General features: G+C 65.4%; 19 protein-coding genes. 7 read left to right on the top strand and 12 right to left on the bottom strand.

Annotated elements, in window-relative coordinates; all coding sequences use genetic code 11:
• Positions 1–22: 22 nt before the first annotated feature.
• On the bottom strand, positions 23–1873 hold the full coding sequence (locus tag GEV05_03545) for a response regulator (protein MPZ42473.1): 1851 nt from the start codon (positions 1871–1873) through the stop codon (positions 23–25).
• A gap of 354 nt (positions 1874–2227) precedes the next feature.
• Between GEV05_03545 and GEV05_03550 the strand changes: the two genes are divergently transcribed.
• The gene (locus tag GEV05_03550) at positions 2228–3187 is read left to right on the top strand and encodes a tripartite tricarboxylate transporter substrate binding protein (protein ID MPZ42474.1); all 960 of its coding nucleotides are present in this window, start codon (positions 2228–2230) and stop codon (positions 3185–3187) included.
• 93 nt (positions 3188–3280) lie between these two features.
• On the opposite strand, the gene GEV05_03555 is transcribed toward GEV05_03550, so the two are convergent.
• From GEV05_03555 to GEV05_03590, 8 genes are all read right to left on the bottom strand, one after another.
• Positions 3281–4453, bottom strand: a complete 1173-nt coding sequence (locus tag GEV05_03555) for a PepSY domain-containing protein (GenBank protein MPZ42475.1) — start codon at positions 4451–4453, stop codon at positions 3281–3283.
• Between the two features lie 5 nt (positions 4454–4458).
• A complete protein-coding gene (locus GEV05_03560) occupies positions 4459–4659 on the bottom strand; it encodes a hypothetical protein (GenBank protein ID MPZ42476.1) in 201 nt (66 codons plus the stop codon).
• A gap of 33 nt (positions 4660–4692) precedes the next feature.
• Complete coding sequence (locus GEV05_03565; GenBank protein MPZ42477.1) at positions 4693–4986, bottom strand: hypothetical protein; 294 nt, start codon at positions 4984–4986, stop codon at positions 4693–4695.
• A gap of 289 nt (positions 4987–5275) precedes the next feature.
• Entirely contained in the window at positions 5276–6757 is a 1482-nt protein-coding gene (locus GEV05_03570) for a hypothetical protein (protein ID MPZ42478.1), read from the bottom strand.
• Entirely contained in the window at positions 6742–7437 is a 696-nt protein-coding gene (locus GEV05_03575) for a methyltransferase domain-containing protein (protein MPZ42479.1), read from the bottom strand. Before GEV05_03575 ends, GEV05_03570 begins: the two co-directional genes overlap by 16 nt.
• Before the next feature lie 13 nt (positions 7438–7450).
• Complete coding sequence (locus GEV05_03580; protein MPZ42480.1) at positions 7451–8395, bottom strand: ChbG/HpnK family deacetylase; 945 nt, start codon at positions 8393–8395, stop codon at positions 7451–7453.
• The gene (locus GEV05_03585) at positions 8296–9090 is read right to left on the bottom strand and encodes a hypothetical protein (protein ID MPZ42481.1); all 795 of its coding nucleotides are present in this window, start codon (positions 9088–9090) and stop codon (positions 8296–8298) included. Before GEV05_03585 ends, GEV05_03580 begins: the two co-directional genes overlap by 100 nt.
• Complete coding sequence (locus GEV05_03590) at positions 8742–9743, bottom strand: glycosyltransferase (GenBank protein MPZ42482.1); 1002 nt, start codon at positions 9741–9743, stop codon at positions 8742–8744. Before GEV05_03590 ends, GEV05_03585 begins: the two co-directional genes overlap by 349 nt.
• 105 nt (positions 9744–9848) lie before the next feature.
• On the opposite strand from GEV05_03590, the gene GEV05_03595 reads away from it, so the two are divergent.
• Positions 9849–10496, top strand: a complete 648-nt coding sequence (locus tag GEV05_03595; protein ID MPZ42483.1) for a methyltransferase domain-containing protein — start codon at positions 9849–9851, stop codon at positions 10494–10496.
• A 14-nt stretch (positions 10497–10510) separates the two neighbouring features.
• Here GEV05_03595 and GEV05_03600 read toward each other — a convergent pair whose 3' ends face one another.
• Both GEV05_03600 and GEV05_03605 read right to left on the bottom strand, forming a co-directional pair.
• Entirely contained in the window at positions 10511–11836 is a 1326-nt protein-coding gene (locus GEV05_03600) for an MFS transporter (GenBank protein ID MPZ42484.1), read from the bottom strand.
• Positions 11837–12267: 431 nt separating this feature from the next.
• Positions 12268–13197 (bottom strand): LysR family transcriptional regulator, encoded by a 930-nt coding sequence (locus tag GEV05_03605; protein MPZ42485.1) that lies wholly within the window; start codon positions 13195–13197, stop codon positions 12268–12270.
• Positions 13198–13437: 240 nt separating this feature from the next.
• Between GEV05_03605 and GEV05_03610 the strand changes: the two genes are divergently transcribed.
• Entirely contained in the window at positions 13438–13641 is a 204-nt protein-coding gene (locus GEV05_03610) for a hypothetical protein (protein ID MPZ42486.1), read from the top strand.
• 26 nt (positions 13642–13667) lie between these two features.
• Here the strand turns inward: GEV05_03610 and GEV05_03615 are convergent, their stop codons facing one another.
• A complete protein-coding gene (locus GEV05_03615; GenBank protein MPZ42487.1) occupies positions 13668–14300 on the bottom strand; it encodes a TetR family transcriptional regulator in 633 nt (210 codons plus the stop codon).
• Positions 14301–14489: 189 nt separating this feature from the next.
• Between GEV05_03615 and GEV05_03620 the strand changes: the two genes are divergently transcribed.
• The 4 genes from GEV05_03620 to GEV05_03635 all read left to right on the top strand — a co-directional run bounded on the left by GEV05_03620 (position 14490) and on the right by GEV05_03635 (position 21384).
• Positions 14490–15674, top strand: coding sequence for an efflux RND transporter periplasmic adaptor subunit (locus GEV05_03620; protein MPZ42488.1), 1185 nt, complete (start codon positions 14490–14492; stop codon positions 15672–15674).
• Positions 15671–18856, top strand: coding sequence for a multidrug efflux RND transporter permease subunit (locus GEV05_03625; GenBank protein ID MPZ42489.1), 3186 nt, complete (start codon positions 15671–15673; stop codon positions 18854–18856). Before GEV05_03620 ends, GEV05_03625 begins: the two co-directional genes overlap by 4 nt.
• Positions 18853–20241 (top strand): efflux transporter outer membrane subunit, encoded by a 1389-nt coding sequence (locus tag GEV05_03630; protein ID MPZ42490.1) that lies wholly within the window; start codon positions 18853–18855, stop codon positions 20239–20241. The genes GEV05_03625 and GEV05_03630 overlap by 4 nt, the downstream gene beginning before the upstream one ends.
• Before the next feature lie 174 nt (positions 20242–20415).
• Positions 20416–21384 carry a hypothetical protein gene (locus GEV05_03635; protein ID MPZ42491.1) on the top strand — a complete coding sequence of 323 codons (969 nt, stop codon included), beginning with the start codon at positions 20416–20418 and terminating at the stop codon, positions 21382–21384.
• Positions 21385–21405 lie beyond the last annotated feature (21 nt).

Raw genomic sequence — 21405 nt, forward strand, 5'->3', positions numbered from 1 at the left:
ATGAGGCCGTGCGGCTGACAATTTAGCGCGATTGTAGAGAAACAATTTCGAGCAAGTGTCCAGGGTCGGCCGGCTTTGTCAGGTGAATGTCGAATCCGGCCTCGCGAGCGCTCATCTTGTCACCGCTCTGGCCATAGCCTGACAGCGCAACGAGAAACGTCGACAGCCCGGACGCACGAACACGCGCCGCGATCTCGTAGCCACTCATTTCTGGAAGTCCGATATCCACGATGGCGACGTCCGGTTTCCATTCCATGATCTGTGAAAGACCGGCCATGCCATTCGATGCAGTGCGCACGGAATGGCCGTGGGTTTGAAGGATTTGCTGGAGAGTGAGGAGCGAATCAAGCGCATCCTCGACCACGATGATCCTTCGCACAGGATGCTCCAACGATGGCGTTCGCGTATCGCTGCTTTCAATGGGGGTCGCAATTCGCGGTACGCGCGCAGTGAAGGTAGAGCCCTTCCCAGGACCGTCGCTTGCCGCACTGACCGTTCCGCCATGCATCTCCAAAATTCGTCGGACCAGAGTGAGCCCTATCCCCAGTCCTGCTCGGCGCCGGTCGACCCCTTGCTCCGCCTGGAAAAACAGGTCGAATGCTCGAGCGATCGTCTCCTGCTCCATTCCCGCTCCGTCGTCCGCGACGATCAGTTCGGCATGAGATTCGGTTGCATTCACCTGGATTCGAATGGAGCCGTCCGACCGCGTGTGCTGCACGGCATTATTGACCAGATTGGTGACGACTTGCTCGATTCGAGTGCGGTCGCCATTGACCCAGACGCTCGTCGCCCGGCATTCGAGTCGGCGGTTTCCGAATCTCCTATCTGCGCGAATCGAGTTGGCACCGCCTTCTACCGCTGCACCGAGATCCATCGGTCCCCGACTGAGGGAGAGCTTCCCCGTCACCGCGCGTCCCACGTCGAGCAGGTCGTCCACCATCCGCGTCAAATAGGTGGTTTGGCGCCCGATGACATCGCGCGCAAAACGCCATTCCTGGCTGGCCGGGTCGGCGCGGTCGAGCAAGAAGATTGCGTTGGAGATCGAAGCAAGCGGGTTACGCAATTCATGTCCCAGCATCGCCAGAAACTGGTCTTTCGCCCGGCCGCTTTCAACTTCTTCCGACAGAGAGGCGCGCATTCGAGCAGCATGTCTCGCGGCTTTGGCTTCCAGGAATGAAAGGAGCAAGGTGGTGAGCAAAACGAACAGAGTCACGACCGCCACGGCGCCGGCAAGCCAACCGTTATCGATCAGCGCAGCAGTTCCCGTCGTCGCGTTGGCTGGAAATCGGGCTGCCGCCATTCCGCTGTAATGCATGCCGGCTATCGCGAGGCCCATACCAGTGGCGCCCCATATCCGCCGATAGCGCGACCAGCCGGTTTCTTCCTGTGTGGTGAACACGATCCAAAATGCAGCAAGCGATGCTCCGATCGCGATCGCGAACGAAGCAACGACCCACCAGAATTGATAGGTGATCGCCGGTTGAATCTTCACCGCGGCCATACCCACGTAATGCATGGAACAGATGCCGATGCCCATTACGATCCCTGAAGTGACCAGGGCGGCTCGCGCAATCGTCTTGCGGCTTGCGATGTACAAGGCATATGTCGAGGCGGCAATTGCAATGACGAGAGAAAGCAGCGTAATCCACAAGTCATAAGCAATGGGCACCGGCAAGGACAGCGCCAGCATACCGACGAAATGCATGGACCAGATTCCGATCCCCATTGAAAATCCGCCCCCGACCAACCACGCTCGCGTCGCCCAGCCAGTCGCAAGTCGGATCCGAACGGCGAGCGTGAGCGCTGTGTACGACGCCAGAATGGCGACTAGAATCGAAAGGGCGACCAGACCGTGGTGATAGTGTTGCGGCATATCACGGAGAAAGCGTTCGGGCGAGGGACGGAAAGGTACGCGCGTGCCGCTGGCAGTGCTGCAACTGCCTGATATGAACCTTCGACATTGGGTTCGATACCGCGGCTTCCCTTCCTCGGCAAAGGTAATAGCAGCCACAATCCGAAAATGCAAGCCATGATACTAATTGGCCGCGCTGCGCCAGAAGCTGAAAACCGATCCCGCGCGGCCACGCTTTCTCCTCGTGTCCTGCGATGCCGGTTGTTCATCGGCCAACATGCTGTCGCCTGGCAGAGACGTATTGCGAGATAATCGACTGCTCCTACAGCCACGACTTGTTGCCGGAGTCAATCCGATCCAGGAGATGAAGTTGTCATGACAAGACGCATCGCAATCGTTTGCGCACTGGCGCTGAGCGCCGGCGCCGCGGGTGCCCAGGACTATCCGACGAAGCCGATTCGCTTGCTGGTCGGATTTTCGCCGGGCGGCCCCACCGACATCACCGCGCGACTCGCGGCCCAGCATCTGTCCGAAGCCCTCGGGCAGCAGGTCGTCGTGGACAATCGGCCGGGCGCAGGCGGAACCGTGTCCATGACCTCGCTCACGCAGGCAGCGCCGGACGGTTACACATTGTCGCTCTGCGCCAACGGCGAGATGGCGATCTCACCCAATCTGCGTCCCAACCTCGCGTACGATCCGCTCAAGAATGTTGCGTTCATCAGCCGCATCGGCGCAAGCCAGCTCGTGCTGGTGGTTCATCCGTCGCTGCCGGTGAAATCGGTCAAGGAGCTGATCGCGCTCGCCAAGGCACGGCCGGGAGCGATCAATTTCGCATCCTCGGGCGTCGGCTCGACGGCGCACCTGGCATCGGAGCTGTTCAAGCACATGGCGGGCATCAACATCATTCACGTCCCCTACAAGGGCGCGGGCCCCGCGCTGACGGACCTGATCGGCGGGCAGGTGCAGATGCTGATTACCGGTTTCTCCGGCGCCGTGCCGCACGTCAAGGCCGGCAGACTGCGCGCGCTCGGCGCAACCGGGGCCAAGCGGATGTCCGCCATGCCGCAGCTGCCGACGATCGGCGAGACGGTGCCCGGCTACGAGGTGACGTCGTGGTACGGCATCGTCGCACCGGTCGGCACGCCCCGCGCGGTGATCACGAAACTGCACGGCGTACTCGCCGCAATGGTCCGGCAGCCGGAGGTCAGCGCACGTCTGGTCTCGCTCGGCATCGAACCCGAAGGCAGCTCTCCGGAAGAATTCGCGGCGCAGACGCGACGCGAGATCGCGAAATGGGCCAAGGTGGTCAAACTGGCGGGCGTGAAGCTGGATTGACGACATCCCCAAGCACGGGCAGCAGAGAGGTAGGCGGGCGACGCCGCGACAGCTTTCCCCGGCTGGCGATCGCGGCCGGGACAGCGCATGCCGTCAATCCATCGCGCCCGCCGGCGCGACGTTCGATTCGTCCGCGAAGCCTTGCGCGTTGCGCCGCTTCTTCAGCCACAAGTACAGTCCGCTTGCGAGCACCACGATCGTGATGATGTCGAGCAGCGCCCATAGAATCTTCATTGGCATGCCGCCGTAATCGCCGAAGTGCAGCGGTTGCGAGACCAGAAGCGCGGTCAGGTACCACGGCAGTTTCGGTGCCGCGGTAATCGCGGCCGTTTCGGCGTCGACCAGAACCGGCTGCAGCAGGCGGGATGTGAGCGGCGCGCTGCCGCGTAGAAAGAAGGTGTAGTGGTGCGGACTGGAGAAGGCCGTGCCGGGAAAGGCGATGAACGAAAGCGTCGTGCCGGGCGCGTTTGCCAGCGCCGCGTCGAGCGAGCGCTGCACCGACGCGCGCTCGCTGCTCGCGACGACGGGTTGGTCGCGGTACGGCGCGAGCAAGGTGCTCAGCTGATCGTACTGCCAGTACTTCACCAGCAGGTCGGCCCAGGTGTTGATCACACCGGTCGCGCCGACGACAAGCGCCCACATCAGCGTGACGATTCCCAACAGGTTGTGCAGGTCGAGCCATTTGATCCGCGAGGTGCGGCCACGCCGGACTGCGCCGAAATCGAGCCTGCGCGTGAACGGGCCGTACAGCACGATGCCCGAGACGATGGCGATCACCAGCAGCAGCCCCATGAAACCGAGAAAGAGCTTGCCCGGCAGACCGGCGAACAGGTCGACGTGCAGCTTGAGCATGACATACATGAAGCCTTCGTCGAAACGCGGCTCGGCCAGGATATCGGCGGTGCGTGCGTCGACGGCGACGGAGCGGAAATCTTCCGTGGGCTCGGGGGTCGGCGTGAGCGTGACGAACCACAAGTCGGTGCTGTCCTCGGGCTGCGACGCGAACTGAACGATCCGGTCGGGGTGGCGGGCGTTCGCGACCTCCAGGACTCGGTCGAGCCCCGCCTTCGGCGTGCCGGGCGGCATTGCCGGCGCCTCGACTTCGGTGCCGAGCAGGTGGCCGATTTCGTGGTGAAAGATGAGCGGCAGCCCGGTCAGGCACAGCAGCAGCATGAACAGCGTGCAGACGAGGCTGCTCCACTTGTGCAGCCACGACCAGGTGCGAATGGCGCCGGGAGCGAGCAGGGCCGGGGCAGGTCGTTGCATGAGAGCTACCTGGATGAATACGGCGCAGAACCGGGTCGCTCAGGATGCCAAGCGAACCAGCCGATGACCAGAACCGGGATGCCGAGGCCGAGCCACGACCACACGTCGCCCCATGCCTCCGACACGAGCGCCGAGATGAGACCGCTCGTGGTAAGAATCGCCAGCGCCGTGGGCCAGGTCCACGTGCGAATGCGCTCGCGGCTCATGCCGGGCGGAAACGGAAGGATCGCTCTGTTTGGCTAGAAGCGTCGCGGCTTGAAGAACCAGGTATAGCCATCCGGCGCGGCCCGCACGGCGATGGCGCCGGCAACCGTTCCTCCCGCGCCCGTGCGATTGTCCACGATGACCCGTTGACCCCAGCCTTGCGAGAGCTGCTCGGCGAGCAGACGGGCAACGACATCGATCTCGCTGCCGGGAGTAAAGCCGACGATCATGCGCACCGGCTTGTTCGGAAACCGCTCCTGCGATTGTGCGGCGTGCTGGGGGCCGAGGCACATCACGGCCGCTGAGACTGCAACTTGCAGGTATCGCATGACTGCTGACTCCTCCTTCGGTTTACGGCGTGGGACCGCCAGCTCGTTGGTGCTTCGTTCTACGTCGACCGGACCTCCATCGTGGCGCCAGGCGCAGCGTTACCCGGCGCATTGATTCCTGCCCCATGCGAGCGGGATGGATGCGCGCGTTCATACTGCTGCGGATAGGCGAGATTCACCCCCAGCGCGCGAGAACTGCGTCATCGGCTCGACGACGATGCGGTTCGCCAACGTCAGCTTGCGCAGGGATACCGGCTCGAACAGTAGCGCGTTCATGGAGGCGGATGGGTCAATCCGCGCGGTGCTGGCGGAGCTTTCGCATGTCGATCACGAGATCGAAGGTGCCGCCGTGCGGCGCCTCCGGCCCTGCCCTGAGCGTGTAGGAGCTCGCGGGCATCCCGGACGGAAAACGCCGTCGCAACGCACAATTGAACATCGCCTCCACGGCCCAGTCGGTGTCCGAGGACAGTGAGCCGAACTCGTCGGCGAAGGTTCGCTGCGTCGCGCGATTTTCCGTGGAAGAGTGGATCACGTAGACCGTCATGCCGGGCTCGAACCGACTCGCGGCATCGAGCATGATTTGCCACTCCCACCCTTGGGGCTCGGCAATGAGCGTGTAGGCGTGTCGATTGGCGGCCACGGCGCCGGTAACGAGCATCAGGCTCAGCGCGGCATAGTGCGCGCTGCGGCTGATGCGCCCGCCCGCGCGCAAGCTGCCAAGCGCATACACGATGAACACCACCACCAGGCCGGCGAGTCCGTAGGTGGTGCGGTAGCTCGGCACCCGCAAGGCCGCCACCAGATTGACCGCAAACGCAACGAACGGAAGCACGAACAGGCAGAACAGCGCAGTCCAATTGTCGACGGGCTTTCGATTCACGCGCCATAGGAAGCCCGCCGCGATCAACGCGGTGACGAGCACGACGGCAACCCAGAATGCCAGTGGTGTATCGAAGCGGTCGCGCAGTACGAACAGCCCGAGCGAGTTGGCAACCGGCCCGGAGACGAACCAGACCAGCTTCGCGAGCGGATCGGTTTCGAGCCCGAATACGGTGGCTTGCTTGAGCCAGCCGAGCGCGAACACCATTCGCATCGCCACGAAGCCCGTGGCGATGCCGCCGAGCCCGGTTGCCAGGTGTGCGGCACACCAGCCGAGCCGTGCACGCGCCGGATCGCTTTTGAGCAGCAGGGCCGCAGCCAGCGGCACCACGAAGAACAGTGCGCTCGGTTGATAGATGAGTCCCGCGACGAGATAGGCGAAAAATCCTGCGGCCCATGCGCCGAGCCGCGGCCAGCCCGTGCGCGCGAGCGCGGCGTCGGTGGCGGCGAAGCCGCCGAGCGCAAGCAACAACGCCAACGCAAGTGGCCACGCAATGGACCACCCGACGGTCATCTGCGCGGCCGGCAACATCCCGATCGACAACCCGACCGCCGCGCTCTCGAACGTGGACCATCCCGCCCGCTGCAGCAGCCGCATCAGGACCATACCCACCAGCGCGAGCAGGAAAACAGCCCCGAGTCGCAACCACTCGAGATTCGCGACCTGTCCATCCAGCGGGCGCACCGTGGCGACCAGCAGCGGGCCGTATACGGGGCGTCCGTAAGAGGACGTAAAGCGAATCAGGTGTTCGGGAATCTCGCGGGTTTCGCGCAAGTGCGAATAGTCGTCCCGGAAGCCGTATTCGTGAAAGACGGTGGGCCAATACGTCGGAAGCAATACGAGCAGGAATAGCGCGACATAGATCCAGTTACGCACTATCTGCTCGCGCATACGTAGTATTGGGCACCCAGCGGCAGCCAGGTGAGATGGCGCTCGAGCACGCGCAATCGGCGCAGGAGGGCCGGGAAGAAGATGCGATAGCGGATGCGCGCAGTGCCGAAGCCGGCCTCGAGCATGCGGCTGCGCATCGTCGGTGCCATGATGAGCACCGCGTTCTCATCGAACTCGCACGTATTTACGGCGCGGCGCGTCAGCGGATTCAGCGGATTGTGCTCGAAGACGAACAGGGTGCCGCCGGGCTTGAGAACGCGCCGTATCTCGCGCAGCAAGCCGATGTGCTCCCCGGGTGGTACATGATGAAACACGCACGACGCCAGAGCTACGTCGAAGCTTGCGGCTTCGTAGGGAATGGTCGTGCCGTCGAAATGGCGGAACTCGGCCTCGTCCTGATGCTTCGCCGCGCCGATGGCGAGGCTGCGCTTCGACACGTCCAGGCACGTAATGCTGGCCGCAGGCATGTGGCGGCGAAAAAATGGAACCGAATAGCCAACGCCTGCGCCGAAATCGAGCACGCGCCCGTCGAGCCCCGCGTTCGCGCCCGTAAGCTCGGCGGCAATGTCCTTGATCTTGTACTCGGCGAAATACTCCGGGTTCTCGCCCGACAGCTTGATGTTCGCGGCATGGAGGTCACGATACTCGGCGGCAAACTTGTCGAACTCGGCTTCGTCCATCGGATTCGAGCCTTCAAAGATCGCGCTGGCCGATGAGCTCGATGCCGCGTGCGTGGATCAGCTCTCTGATCCTTGCGGCTGCGAGCGCCTCGCCCTCGGCCGGACCGGCGTAACCCCATTGCCGCTGCGGGCCGTCGGGCTCGGCCTCTGCCGGATGGCACATGAGCTCGATGGTGCCGCGCGTGGGCAGAGAGCGCAAAACCGTCTCCAGGTTGCCCTGCGTGAGTCTTCCGCCGAAATAGAAACCGACGAACCGGTCGGGATGCCCCAGGCGCCGCAATGCCGACAGCGTGCAGACCGCGTTCAACGCGAGCTGTTCGGCCAGCCGCCGTGCGCTGCCGAGGCTTTTGAACATGTAGGCATGCAGCCGCTCGCAAGGATAGCGTATGACGCGGATCGCGTGTGCGCTTGCCAGATCGGCAACGATGCGCGCAATGCCTGGTAGCGCGTGTACGTGCTGATGGCTGTCGAGATGGCTGATCGAAAGGCCGTGGGCGCGCGCGAGCCGGATCTGCGCGTCGAGCTCGGTGCGCACCTCGGCAGCCACGAGCGAACCGCGGGCGTAGCGGCGCGCAAAATCGAGCGCGTGGGGCGCGAACCGCAGGTTCTCGTCGACCAGCGACGATACCGTATCGGGCGAGGTTATGGGCCCGAGCCCGGTGAGCGTGAGGTGCACGCCTATGTCGAGCGTCGGATTCTCCTTCGCAAGCGCCACTGCGTGCTCGAACGCGGGACCGTTGACCATCACCGAGGCCGACGTGACGATGCCGTCGCGATGCGCCGCGACGATGCCGCGATTGATGGCGGGCGAAAGCCCGAAGTCGTCGGCATTCACGATCAACCGTGTGCCGGCCGCGTTCACGTGGTCTTGCTCGAAGGCCGCGGCGCGTGCGCGAACGCCCAGTGCTTGCAGCCGAGATAGTTCAGCATCATCACTGCAACGGTGGTGGGCACCCACACGGCAATCTCGGGGTAGTGCAGCACGTCGACGAAACGAAACATCACCGCCGTGCTCAGCGCGAGGCTCGAAAGATTCACGATCGTGAAGCGCACGGCCTGCTCCGCCGCATTTCCGGAGGCGCGAAATGTCCAGGAGCGATTCAGAAGGAAGCTGTTGATCATACCGGCCAGGTAGGCGAGCAGGTTTGCAAGCGCGGCGGCGGGGAAATTCCGTTGTACGGCCTCAGGCAGGTAGTGGAAGCTCAGGAAGAACACGGTGAAGCTCACGACGAAATTCGTGAGACCGACGAGCGCGAAGCGGATGGCCGTATGCGCGCGGCTCGCGCGAAGCTTGCGCAGCACCATCAGGTGCCGGTGCGAACGTCGGTCGGGGCGGCCGACTGGAGGTGAGCGCGGTTGCGCGGCCGGAGGACGGCGCCGGCGGTCTCGCGTACCAGAAAGCGCGGCCGGCCGCGCACCTCGACGACAATGCGGCCCAAGTACTCGGCGAGAATGGCGAGCACCACGAACAGCAGGCCGAACAGCACCGACATGATCGCCAGTGACGAGGCCCAGCCGGGCACGACCGCTCGGTCGAGCCACCAGCCGAGGATCGCGTAGCTGACGCCGAGAAGCGACAAGGTGGACGCCGCGAGCCCGATGACGACGGCGATGCGCAGCGGCACGAGGGAAAACGAGCTGATGCCGTACCATGCAAGCCTGAGCATCTTTCGCACGTCATAGCTGCTCGCGCCCGAGTGGCGTTCGCAGCAATCGAACGGCACGGCTGCGGTCGCGTAGCCCACCCAATGTACGATGCCGCGCAGGAACAGGCCTTCTTCCCTGAACTTCAGGATCTCGTCGAGCACTTGCCGATCGAGCAAACGAAAATCCGCCGCGCCGGGTTCGATGTGCACGCCGCTCAAATACGAGAAAAGCCGGTAGTACAGTCGCGAAGTAAGCGTCTTGCTCAGGGCCAGGCTGCGCGAATCGCGGCGGATCGCGTGCACGATCTGAAAGCCTTCGCGCCACTTCTGGATCAGCAGCGGCAACACCTCGGGGGGATGCTGCAGATCCGCATCCATCGAGATCACGGCTTCGCCGCGCGCCGCGGCGAGACCCGCGAGCAAGGCGTTCTGATGGCCGAAGTTTCGCGACAGCCGCACGCCGCGAACCCGGGAGTCGGCGGCGGCCAGCGCCGTTACGCGGGCCCAGGTATCGTCGCTGCTGCCGTCATCGACGATCACCAGCTCCCAGTCGGAGCCTTCCCAGGCGCCAATCTGGACCTGCATTTGCGTGCTTACGCGCGCATGCAGCAACGCGATGTTGCGCTCTTCGTTGTGGGCTGGTACGACAATGGAAATCATGTTGGCTGCATCACAAGTGGCGCATCGATTGTCTCACCATAGCGCGGCGGTTGCGCTCGATCGAGCTGGCATTCGAAGGCAAGAACGCCGCTCCGGGTATCGCGGATGACAGTGAATCTGGACGTATTCGACGCCTTGCCACTCAAAGAACGGCTGTTCGTGCGCGGCCGGCTGGCTTCCGCGCCGCTGCACGAGCTGGCGGCGCGCGCGCAGGGATTGTCGCTTCTCGACGTCGGTTGCGGTCATGGTGCCTTGGTCGCGTTGCTCGCCGTTGGCCGACCGGAGCGTCATGTGGTTGGCATCGATCCCGACACGCGCAAGATCGACTGGGCGCGCCGGTCGGTTGGCCGCTGCAGTAACGTGGAGCTCATCGCATGCACGATTGATGCCCTGGCCGCCGAGCGGCCTGCCGAGTTCGACACGGTACTCGTGGCCGACGTTCTCTATTTGCTGGCCGCGGAAACTTGGGCGCCGTTCCTGGATGCCGCCCACGAGCTCCTGAGGCCCGGCGGGCGCCTCGTGCTCAAGGAAGCCGAAGACGACGGCTCATGGCGCATGACCAAGGCGTTGTGGCAAGAGCGGCTGATGGTGCATCTCTTGCGACGCACGCAATCGAGCGGTGCCGTAGGGTTTGTGCCGCGCGAAATGCTCACCGAGGCACTGCACCGGGCGCGCTTTACGATCGAGGAAACGGTCGGTCTCGCGCGTGGATATTCCACGCCGCATGTCCTGTTCACGGCACGGGCTGCCTGATCCACGCTGCCACGCTACGCCGGCGCCAGCACCTTCTGCGGCGGCGGCGCCGTGTGCCGCGGCAACGACATCGCCAGCGGCACGCCCACGCAGCCGACGATGAGGGATGTCGTCAGCGCCCAGGTATAGTCACCCGTCATGTCGAACAGCCCGCCGCCCAGCCAGCCGCCCAGCGCCATGCCGGTGCCGGCGCCGACCATCTCGAACGAGTAGATCGAGCTCAGAGGCGCTTTCGCGCCGAAGAGCTGCTTGTTGATGATCGGGAAGCCCACCATTTCGCCGCCGTAGCTCAGGCCGAAGACGATGGCGAAGAGGTAGAAGATCCACGGTTCGGTGGCAAAGAACAGAATGATGACGGGCAGGCTCTGTCCGAGCAGCGACAGCGTGAGCGTCAACCGGCCGCCGAATCGGTCGGCGATGACGGAGAAGGCGAAGCGGCTGATCACCGAGCTGCCGGCGATGGCGGCCAGCACGCCGGCCGCCTCCACGCCCGGGATGCCCTTGAAGGTGGCCATCGATACGACATGGGCGAGGATGACCGAATGCGAAAGGCAGCCGAGGTGATGGATCGCGGTCAATCGCCACACGACCGGCTGCCGCAGGACCTCGCGCAGGCTGATCGGCTTGGTGCCGGACGCGGCGGGCGCCCCCGGCCTTGTCGGCCCGTCTTCGCTGCCATAGGGCTGCAGGCCCTTGGCGGCGGGATTGCTGTGGATGAAGAGCGAAAAGAACGCCAGGATCACGCCCAGGACCAGGCCGATGACGGTGAAGGTGTCCTGCCAGCCCCGCGTTTCGAGCAGCCAGCGAAACAGAGGTGCGAAGATCATCGGCCCGACACCCTGCCCCGCCCAATACAGACCCATGACGACGCCGAGGTGGCGGTGGAACCATCGCGTCATGATGACGGGCAGAAGGACGCTGAAGGCTGCATGCCCCATGGAGCCGACCAAGACGCCGTAGATGAGGTAGAACTGCCACAGCTCTTCGATCGAGCCCAGCAGGATGGTGCCTGCGCCGATCATGGCCGCAGCGATCAGCATGAGCTGGCGCGCCCCGAAGCGATCGCCCAGCCAGCCCATGATCACCACCGCCGGGAGTCCGATCAGGAATGCGAGCGAATAGGCGAAGGAGATGTCGCCGCGCTTCCAGCCGAACTGCTCGACCAGCGGATCGATGAAGACGCCGAAAGAGGCCTGGTCGGCGCGCGCAACGATGTTGAGGACGCACGCGGCCGCGAGAACGACCCAGGCGTAGTGGAAGCCGTGCTTTTTGATGTGTGCCACGAAAGACTCGGTGTTGTTCTTGGGAGGGAACCGCGTCCTGCTGTCGTATGGTATCAGTCCGGTCTTTTCGCCGCCCCTGCAAACCCCCCGGTGGCGTACGACAAGCTGCCTATTGCCTCACGCAAGAACCTGGCTGAACGCTGCTTCCTCCGGGGCCTGTACCCGACACGCCCTATGGGCGTAACATCCAATGCGGCGTTCGTCCCCGGTTGCTGAGCCTTGCCATGAGATATCTTTGGGTCGGCCTGCTGGTCGCCTCGATCGCGAGCCTGGAGTTCCTGCACGAGCTCGGCAGCGGTGGCTTGTTCGGCGGGTCCGTGTGCATCGCCCCGGAAGTCCAGCAGGATGTGCGATGCGCGAGATGCTCTTCGGGCATCTCAAGAGCCACTGACCTCGAATCCGCGCGCAAGCACAATGTCCTGCCGGCATTCATCTCCGGCTCGGGCTACTGCGGCGTGGCTCGATTTTCGCGAGGCCGTCGCGAAAACTCATCCGCCAGCGTCACTTCGGGCAGGCTGCGCGCCCGTTCGCGTCGACAGGGCCTGCAACGCATCGAGCACGATTCCGAGCGCCGGCTCCGGATGCTTTTCGCGGCGCCGAACGATGCTCAGCTCGCGTATGAGCGCAGGCTCGAGCGGGCGTACTTGCGTCTTGCCGTACACCAGGATCCCCTGTTTGCGCTCGAGCGGGAGGATGCCCACACCAATCCCCGCGGCGACCAGTGTCTTGATCGCCTCGGTGTTGGCCAGCTCCATGATGGGACGCAGCTCGATGCCCTTGGCCTCGAACCAGCGCGCGATGATCCGGTAAGTCTGGCTTTGCCGATGGCTCAGGATCAGATTGCGGCCGGCCAGGTAGTGCGGATCGGCTGCGCGCGGCAGCCGGCGCTCGCCGCCCGGAAAGAACGCCATCATGGGGTCCTCGCGCAAGGGCTCGACTGCGAGCGCCGGATGGCGTTTGACCGGCATGGTCACGATGCCGATGTCGAGCTCGTTGTCGAGAATGCGCTCGACGACGTACTCGGTGGTCCCGAGCGAGATCGTGAGCTCGATCACGGGGTGTGCGCGCCGCAACTCGGTCAGCACGGGCGGCAGCAGATAAGTGCACACGGCTACCGACGTCCCCAGGCGCGCATGGCCCAGGTGGCCCTCCCGGTGCCGGCGCATGGCCATGGTTGCGTGCCCGGCTTCCGCGATCAACCGGCCGGCGTAGCGTAGCAACTCCTCACCCGCGGCAGTCGCATAGGCGCGCTTGCCGAAGCGTTGGACCAGCCGCACGCCGAAGCGCTTTTCCAGCTCCCGCACCTGCAGGCTGACGGCGGGCTGCGTCAGGCGCAGCTTCTGCGCCGCCGCCGAGAAACTGCCGAGCGCGATCACTTCCTGCAGCGTCTGTAATTGATCCAGGTTCAGGCTGCGCATGCGGACTCAAAGAAAGCCTTATGCGTTTCATGATAACAATTAATTAGACTAATTCTTAGGATCGGTCCAGCATGACAACCGCGGTTCGGGAGCTCCGAGCAACTTCTCCACGGCACTGAAAACCGCGGCACTGCCGATCCAGGTGTCGATTCGAGCGCCGTCGCGACGACTATGGGGTATCGAGGGCACGCGGGAGTGCCGACCCCGACTGCGTATCAACTATGTGGAGGCTCGAGCGTCATGACTTCCCGGGCATCGGCGGGCAAGGCCAGAATCTTAGCTAAAGCCAGACACTTGCGGCGGCAGTTCCTGCGCTGCTGGCGTACCCAGGATGCGACCGAGCGCTATCTCGGCGCGGCGACGGACCACGCCGATCTCGAACGTCGCATCCGGGATCTCGAGCGCATGAATTCCGGGCCCGCGTTCGTTACGTTCAATCATTGATTTGCGAAGGGCGTGCGCGCGTGCGTTCAGGCGTTTGCTTTCCTTGCCGGCCAGGCGCGCATGGCGGCCGCGGCGGTTGCCAGCAGGCTCCTGCGCGATGCGCCGTCGCGCGCCTGAATCGACATGCCTTCGATCACGGTGCAGTAGAACTTGGCAAGTGCGCCGCAATCGGTGCGCGCGGGCAATTCGCCTTGCTTCACGCCGTGAGCGATGCGCGCCTTCACCTTCGCTTCGGCGCTCCGACGCCGTGCCGCCAGCGCAGCCTGCACGTGCGCCCCCCCGGCCGAGCAGTTGGTGGCCGCGCTCACGATCATGCAGCCCGGCGGGTGACAGGGATCGGTGCATTCGCGCGCCGTTGCCTCGAGCAGGCGCTCGACCGCCGCGCGGGCGCTGGGCGCCGCGCTCAGTATGGACTCCAGCGTCTGTCTCGAATGGCCGCCATAGCGCTCGACCGCCTCCAGGAACAGCCGCTCCTTGTCGCCGAAGGCGGCGTACAGGCTGGGCGGATTGATGCCCATCGCCTTGGTGAGATCGGCAATCGAAGTCGACTCGTAACCCTGGCGCCAGAACAGCTCCATCGCGCGCTCGAGCGCCTGTTCCCGATCGAATCCCCGGGGGCGCCCGCGCGTTCGCGGAGCCTGAGCTGAATCGGTTTTCATAGCGATCGATACTAAAACACTTGACAGGCGCTGGCAAGGCGACTAGAGTCCGCCACCTATTTATGTATCGACCGATATACAAATAAGCAGAAGTCCCGGAGTTTCGCGCAGCGCTTTTCCGGCACGCAGCCGGCAAGCGCGCCCGGACAAGCTCGTTCGCTCGAAATCGTCGTCTGCAGGAGATTCGCCATGGCAGGGTTACGTTCTAGGCCGAACAAGAAGCTCATCACCGCAGCCGCATCCTTGGCGGCCATTGCGCTTGCCGCCGTGCTGGCGTTCGGCTTGCCCAGCGCCGGGACCGAAGCAAGCGAACAGCCGCCTGCCCCGCAGGCGATCCCGGTCGAGGTGGCCACGGTCGTGCAGCGCGAGGTCACGGCCTGGGACGAGTTTTCCGGGCGGCTGGAGGCGGTCGAGCGCGTCGAATTGCGCTCGCGCGTGGCCGGAGCGGTGCAGTCCGTGCACTTCATCGAAGGCTCGCTGGTCAAGCGCGGCGCCTTGCTGATCCGGATCGACCCGGCGCCCTATGCCGCCGAAGTCGAGCGCGCGCAAGCGCAGGTGGTCGCGGCGCAAGCGCGCCTCGAATACACCCGTAGCGAACACGGGCGCGCCAAACGCCTGTGGGAGGCAGCCGCGATCGCGCAGCGCGAGCTGGATGAGCGCGCCAACGCAGAGCGCGAGGCCGATGCCAACCTGCGCGCAGCGCAGGCGGCGTTGCAGTCGGCGCGTCTCGACCTGGGCTACACCGAGGTGCGCGCGCCCGTCTCGGGCCGCGTCGGCAAGCTCGAAATCACGGTCGGCAACCTGGTCGCTGCCGGCCCCGGCGCGCCGGTGCTCACCACGCTCGTGTCGGTCGACCCGATGTACGCGAGCTTCGATGCCGGCGAGCAGGTGGTCGCACGCGCGCTGAGGGAGGCGCCGCAGTTGAAGAGCATCCCCGTGGAGATGGAAACGGTCACCAACGGCGGCACGCACAAACGCGGGTTCCTGCAGCTGGTGGACAACCAGGTGAACCCGAAAACCGGCACGGTGCGCGTGCGCGCGGTGTTCGACAACAAGGACGGAAGCCTCATGGCGGGCCAGTTCGTCAAGCTGCGCATGGGTCGTGCGAAGTCGCAGCCGGCAATCCTCGTCAGCGAACGCGCCGTCGGCACCGACCAGAGCAAGCGCTTCGTGATGGTCGTCGGCGCCGGCGACAAGGCGGTCTACCGCGAGATCACGCTCGGCGCCAGCATCGACGGTGAGCGCATCGTCGCGTCCGGGCTCGAGCCGGGCGAGCGCATCGTCGTCAACGGGCTGCAGCGGGTGCGTCCGGGCGCTCAGCTCTCGCCGCAATCCGCCGCTGCGGACGAATCCCAGCCGACGGGGGCGTCATGAATCTCTCGCGCTTCTTCATCGATCGCCCGATTTTCGCCGGCGTGCTGTCGGTGCTGGTGCTGCTCGCGGGATTGATCTCGCTGCGGCTGCTGCCGGTCTCGGAGTATCCGGAGGTCGTGCCGCCGTCGGTGGTGGTCACCGCGACCTATCCCGGCGCGAGCCCCAAGGTGATCGCCGAGACCGTGGCGACACCGCTCGAGGAGCAGATCAACGGCGTCGAAGGCATGCTGTACATGTCGAGCCAGGCGACCACCGACGGGCGCATGACGCTCACCGTCACCTTTCAGCTCGGCACCGATCCGGATCTCGCCCAGCAGCTGGTGCAAAACCGGGTAACCCAGGCCGAGCCGCGGCTGCCGGAGGAGGTGCGCCGGCTCGGCATCACGACGGTCAAGAGCGCGGTGGACTTCACCCTCGTGGTGCACCTGGTGTCGCCGAACGAACGCTACGACGTCACGTACCTGCGCAACTACGGGCTGCTCAACGTCAAGGATCGGCTCGCGCGCGTGCCGGGCGTGGGGCAGGTGATCATGTGGGGCGGGGGCGAGTACGCGATGCGCGTGTGGCTCGATCCGCGCAAGGTGGCCGAAGTGGGGCTCTCCGCCGGCGACGTGGTGCAGGCGATCCGCGGCGAGAACGTGCAGGCCGCGGCCGGCATCGTGGGCGGGTCGCCCACGCAGGAGAAGGTGGATGTACAGCTCACCATCAACGCGCAAGGCCGCCTGAAGAGCGAAGAAGAGTTCGGCGAGATCATTCTCAAGAGCGAGCCGGGAGGCGCGGTCACGCGGCTGCGCGACGTGGCCCGCATCGAGCTGGGCGCGGCGGACTACGCGCTGCGCTCGCTTCTGAACAACAAGCCCGCCGTGGGCATCGGCATCTTCGCCGCGCCTGGCGCCAACGCGCTCGAGATCTCGAGCAACGTCCGGCGCACCATGGCCGAGATCAAGCAGACGATGCCGGAAGGCGTCGACTACGACATCGTCTACGACCCGACCCAGTTCGTGCGCGCCTCGATCAAGGCCGTGGTGAGGACGTTGCTCGAAGCGACCGCGCTGGTGGTGCTGGTCGTGATCCTGTTCCTGCAGACCTGGCGCGCCTCGATCATCCCGCTGGTGGCGGTGCCGGTATCGATCGTCGGCACGTTTTCGCTGCTGTATGCGTTCGGCTTCTCGATCAACGCGCTCTCGCTCTTCGGCCTGGTGCTGGCGATCGGCATCGTGGTCGACGATGCCATCGTGGTGGTGGAGAACGTCGAGCGCAACATCGCCGAGGGACTATCGCCGCGCGAGGCGACTTACCAGGCCATGCGCGAAGTGACCAACCCCATCATCGCGATCGCGCTGGTGCTGGTGGCGGTATTCGTGCCGCTCGCCTTCATCAGCGGCCTGTCGGGGCAGTTCTACAAGCAGTTCGCGCTCACCATCGCGATCTCGACGGTGATCTCGGCGATCAACTCGCTCACGCTGTCGCCCGCACTCGCCGCGCTGCTGCTCAAACCGCATACCGGCCGGAAGAACTGGTTCTTCCGCACCTTCAACCGCTACTTCGCCGCCGCCGCCGACGGCTACAGTGCGAGTGTCGGCCGGGTGCTCACGCGCAAGACGTTCATGATGGGCGTGTACGTCGTGCTGCTGGCCTTGACCGGCGTGCTCTTCAAGGCGGTGCCGAGCGGCTTCGTGCCGAGCCAGGACAAGCAGTACCTGATCGGCTTCGCGCAGCTGCCCGACGGCGCGACGCTCGATCGCACCGACGAAGTGATCCGGCGCATGGGCGCAATCATGCTCGAACATCCCGGCGTCGAGCACGCGGTGTCGTTTCCGGGGCTTTCCATCGCCGGCTTCACCAACAGCTCGAATGCCGGCATCGCGTTCGCCGTGCTGAAGCCCTTCGAACAGCGCAAGTCGCCGCAGCTGAGCGGCACCGCCATCGCCGAGCAGCTCAATCGCGAGTTCGCCGCGATACCGGAGGCGTTCATCGCGATCTTTCCGCCGCCGCCGGTGAACGGCATCGGCACCACGGGCGGCTTCAAGCTGCAGCTCGAGGACCGTGCATCGCGGGGCTATGTCGCGCTGGATGCCGCAACCAAGGCGTTGCTGGAAAGGGCCTATCAGACTCCGGAGCTCGCCGGCATTTTTTCCAGCTACCAGGTCAATGTGCCGCAGCTCTACGCCGACATCGACCGGACCAAGGCGCGCCAGCTCGGCGTACCCGTGGCCGAGGTGTTCGAAACGATGCAGGTTTACCTCGGCAGCGTGTACGTGAACGACTTCAACAAGTTCGGCCGCACCTACTCGGTGCGGGTGCAGGCCGATGCGCCCTATCGGGCGCGTCCGGAGGATGTGGGGCTGCTGAAGGTGCGCTCGAATCGCGGCGAGATGGTGCCGCTTGCCGCCCTCATGCACATCGAGCCGGCCGGCGGCGCCGAGCGGGCGATGCGCTACAACGGGTTCCTGTCCGCCGACATCAATGGTCGCGCCGCGCCGGGCTACTCGTCGGGCCAGGCGCAGGACGCGATCGCACGGATCGCCACGGAAGTCCTGCCGCCGGGCATCGACTTCGAGTGGACCGACATCACCTACCAGGAGATTCTCGCCGGCAATTCGGCGCTGTGGGTCTACCCGCTCGCCATACTGCTGGTGTTCCTGGTGCTGGCCGCGCTCTACGAGAGCCTCGCGCTGCCGGTGGCGATCATCCTGATCGTGCCGATGGGGCTCGCCGCCGCGCTTTTCGGCGTGTGGCTCACCGAGGGCGACAACAACATCTTCACCCAGATCGGGTTCATGGTGCTGGTGGGGCTGGCGGCGAAGAACGCGATTCTCATCGTCGAGTTCGCGCGCGAGCTGGAATTCTCCGGGCGCAACCCCGTGCAGGCCGCGATGGAAGCGAGCCGGCTGCGGCTGCGGCCGATCCTGATGACCTCGATCGCGTTCATCATGGGCGTGTTGCCGCTGGCCTTCTCGGTCGGCGCGGGTGCCGAGATGCGCCAGGCCATGGGCATCGCGGTGTTCGCCGGCATGATCGGCGTCACCGCCTTCGGCATCTTCCTCACGCCCGTGTTCTACGTGCTGCTGCGGGCGCTCACCGGCAACCGCCCGCTCAAGCGCCACGGCGAGATAGCGCACGACGTGCATGCCCCGGGCGGCGGTGCGTTGAAGCCGCTGCCGATGAAGGAGTCGCCATGAAAGTCGCCTTGATGCTCATGATGCTGCTCGCGGGTTGCGCCGCGCAGCTGCCCCAGGTCGATCCTCAAGCGCTGCCGCAGGTTCCCGCGGCGTTCAAGGAAGGCGACGGCCGTTGGACGGTTGCGCCCCCCGCCGAAGCGCACCCGCGCGGCGAATGGTGGAAGGCGTTCTCGGATCCGGTGCTGGACGATCTGGTCGCGCGCGCCAACCGCAGCAACGCCAGCATCCGGACCGCGGCGGCGCGGCTTGCCCAGGCGCGCGCCCTCGTGCGCGCGACCGATGCCGATCGCTATCCGCAGGTCGCGGTAGGCGCGACCGCGGCGCGTCAACGCGGTTTGGCCGCCGGCAACCCCGGGCCCGCGCGCAACATTTTCGAGGCCGGAGCGGATTTCGCCTATGAAGTCGATCTGTTCGAACGCCTTGAGCGGGCCACCGATGCCGCAGCGCTGGATGCGCGGGCGCGCGAGGGGCTGTTCCTGAGCACGCGCTTGCTGGTGCAGTCGGAAGTCGCGCAAACCTATCTCGCCATGCGAGCGCTCGACGCCGAGATCGCGCTCGTGCAAAGCACGGTCGCGGCTTATCGCGCGACGCTGGAGCTCACCGAGCGCCGCTGGCGTGCAGGCGACGTCGCCGAGCTCGATGTGGCGCGCGCAACCGTCGAGGTGGCCGAGACCGAATCGGAGGCACTGGCGCTCACGCGCCGCCGCACCCAGCTCGAGCATGCGCTGGCGGTGCTGGTCGGCGAGACGCCGTCGGCGTTCGATCTGGGCACGGGCGACTGGAACACGGCTCTGCCGGTGATTCCCGCGGGCATCCCCGGCACGGTGCTGGCGCGCAGACCCGACGTGTCGTCGGCCCAGAACGAAATGCTTGCCGCCCAGCAACGCGTCGGCGTTGCGCAGGCCGCGTGGTTTCCCAATGTCACGCTCACTGCCTCGGGAGGGCTTGCTTCCGGCGAGCTTTCGGATCTGTTCAAGTGGTCCGCCCGCAGCTGGCTGATCGGCGCGTTCCTGTCGCTGCCTGTGTTCGACGGTGGCCGGCGCCAGGCCGGTATCGACCGCGCCGGCGCCGAATTCGACGCTGCCGTGTCGCGCTATCGCGAACAAATCCTGCTGGCGTTCAAGGATGTCGAGGACCAGCTTGCCGCACTGCGACTGCTCTCCGAGCAGGCCGACGTGCAGCGTGTCGCAGTCGACTCGGCGTCCCGTGCTACGTCGTTGTCGGACGTGCGCTATCGCAACGGCTATGTCAGCCAGCTCGACTTGCTGGATGCGCAGCGCAGCGAGCTGCGCAACCGGCGCCAGGCGCTGCAGGTGCGCTCGGCGCAGTATCAGACCGCCGTTGCGCTGGTGCGGGCGCTGGGCGGGGGCTGGAATTCGCACTGAGCCAGGGCTCTCGCAACAGATGACGCGCCGTCCGGCCGCGCTCTGCGGGACCTGGCTGCATGGGCCGCTGGCCTCGTAAAGCTGCGAGTGTTTTTCCGCAGCTTTCGGCAGCACTATGATTCGCCCCCTCGCGGGGCGATAATTGCGCTCCGAGAAAACACGTTCGTACCTTGCATGAGCATCGATTCCGAGCAAACGCTCGCGGCCGAGCGCATCCTCGCCCTTCCCACCTACAGCTGGGAGGTCGCCACGATCGGCGACGAGGCACCGCTGTTCACACACACGGTCAGCGAGGAAGACATCGCGGCGTACTGCGAGGCCGTGAGAAATAGCGATGCCCTCTACCTCGACGCGACCGTTGCCGCTGGCGGTCCGTTCGGGCGTCTCGTTGCTCCGCCGTCCTTCGCCTTCATGGTGGCGCCGCTGCGCCGCAACGAAGTGATGCACGCCAAGGGTTTTGCCGCCCCCGAGGAAAAAGGCGAGTACCAGACGCCGTACGCCAAGTGCGAGCTGCGGCTGTATCGGCCGATCCATCCGGGCGATACAGTGGCCTCGCGCGTCTTTTTGGAGGACAAGCTCGAGCGGCGGGGCAAGCGTTTCGCCCAATGGCGCACGGAAGCGAACACCGATGCGGGCGAGGCGCTGCTGGATTACACCTACACGACGATCTGGCCGGACGGTCCGGGCGTGGGCGCAAAGGGCCAGGCAGCGGTGGCGCCGGACCCGCTGCCCGAGATCGACCCCGATGATGCGCTGGCGCCGGTGACGAAGCATGAGACGCAGGAAGCGATCGATCGTTACGCCACGCTCACGCGGCTGCGTCCGCGCGTCGGCACGAATCTGCACCAGGACGCCGACTTCGCCCGGCGCACGCTGTTCGGCGGCACCGCGAACGCCGGAGTGGCGAGCCTCGCCTACTGCGCCGAGCTGCTCGAGCAGGCTTACGGTCCGGGCGCATTGCTTCGCCCCGGTGCGCGTGTGGAATACAAGGGGATTCGTCCGGTGCGCGCCGGGGACGAGATCGTCTTGCGGGGCAAGGTCGCCGCCCGCGCGGCGCGCAGCCACGAGGTGGAAATATGGGTGCATGCGCAGGATGGTTTGCTGCGCGGCGTGGGCAGCGGCACGGTAATCCTCGCGTCCTGAACTGAAGTTCCTGCTCGGCGC

Source organism: Betaproteobacteria bacterium (genome assembly GCA_009377585.1).
Lineage (GTDB): Bacteria > Pseudomonadota > Gammaproteobacteria > Burkholderiales > WYBJ01 > WYBJ01.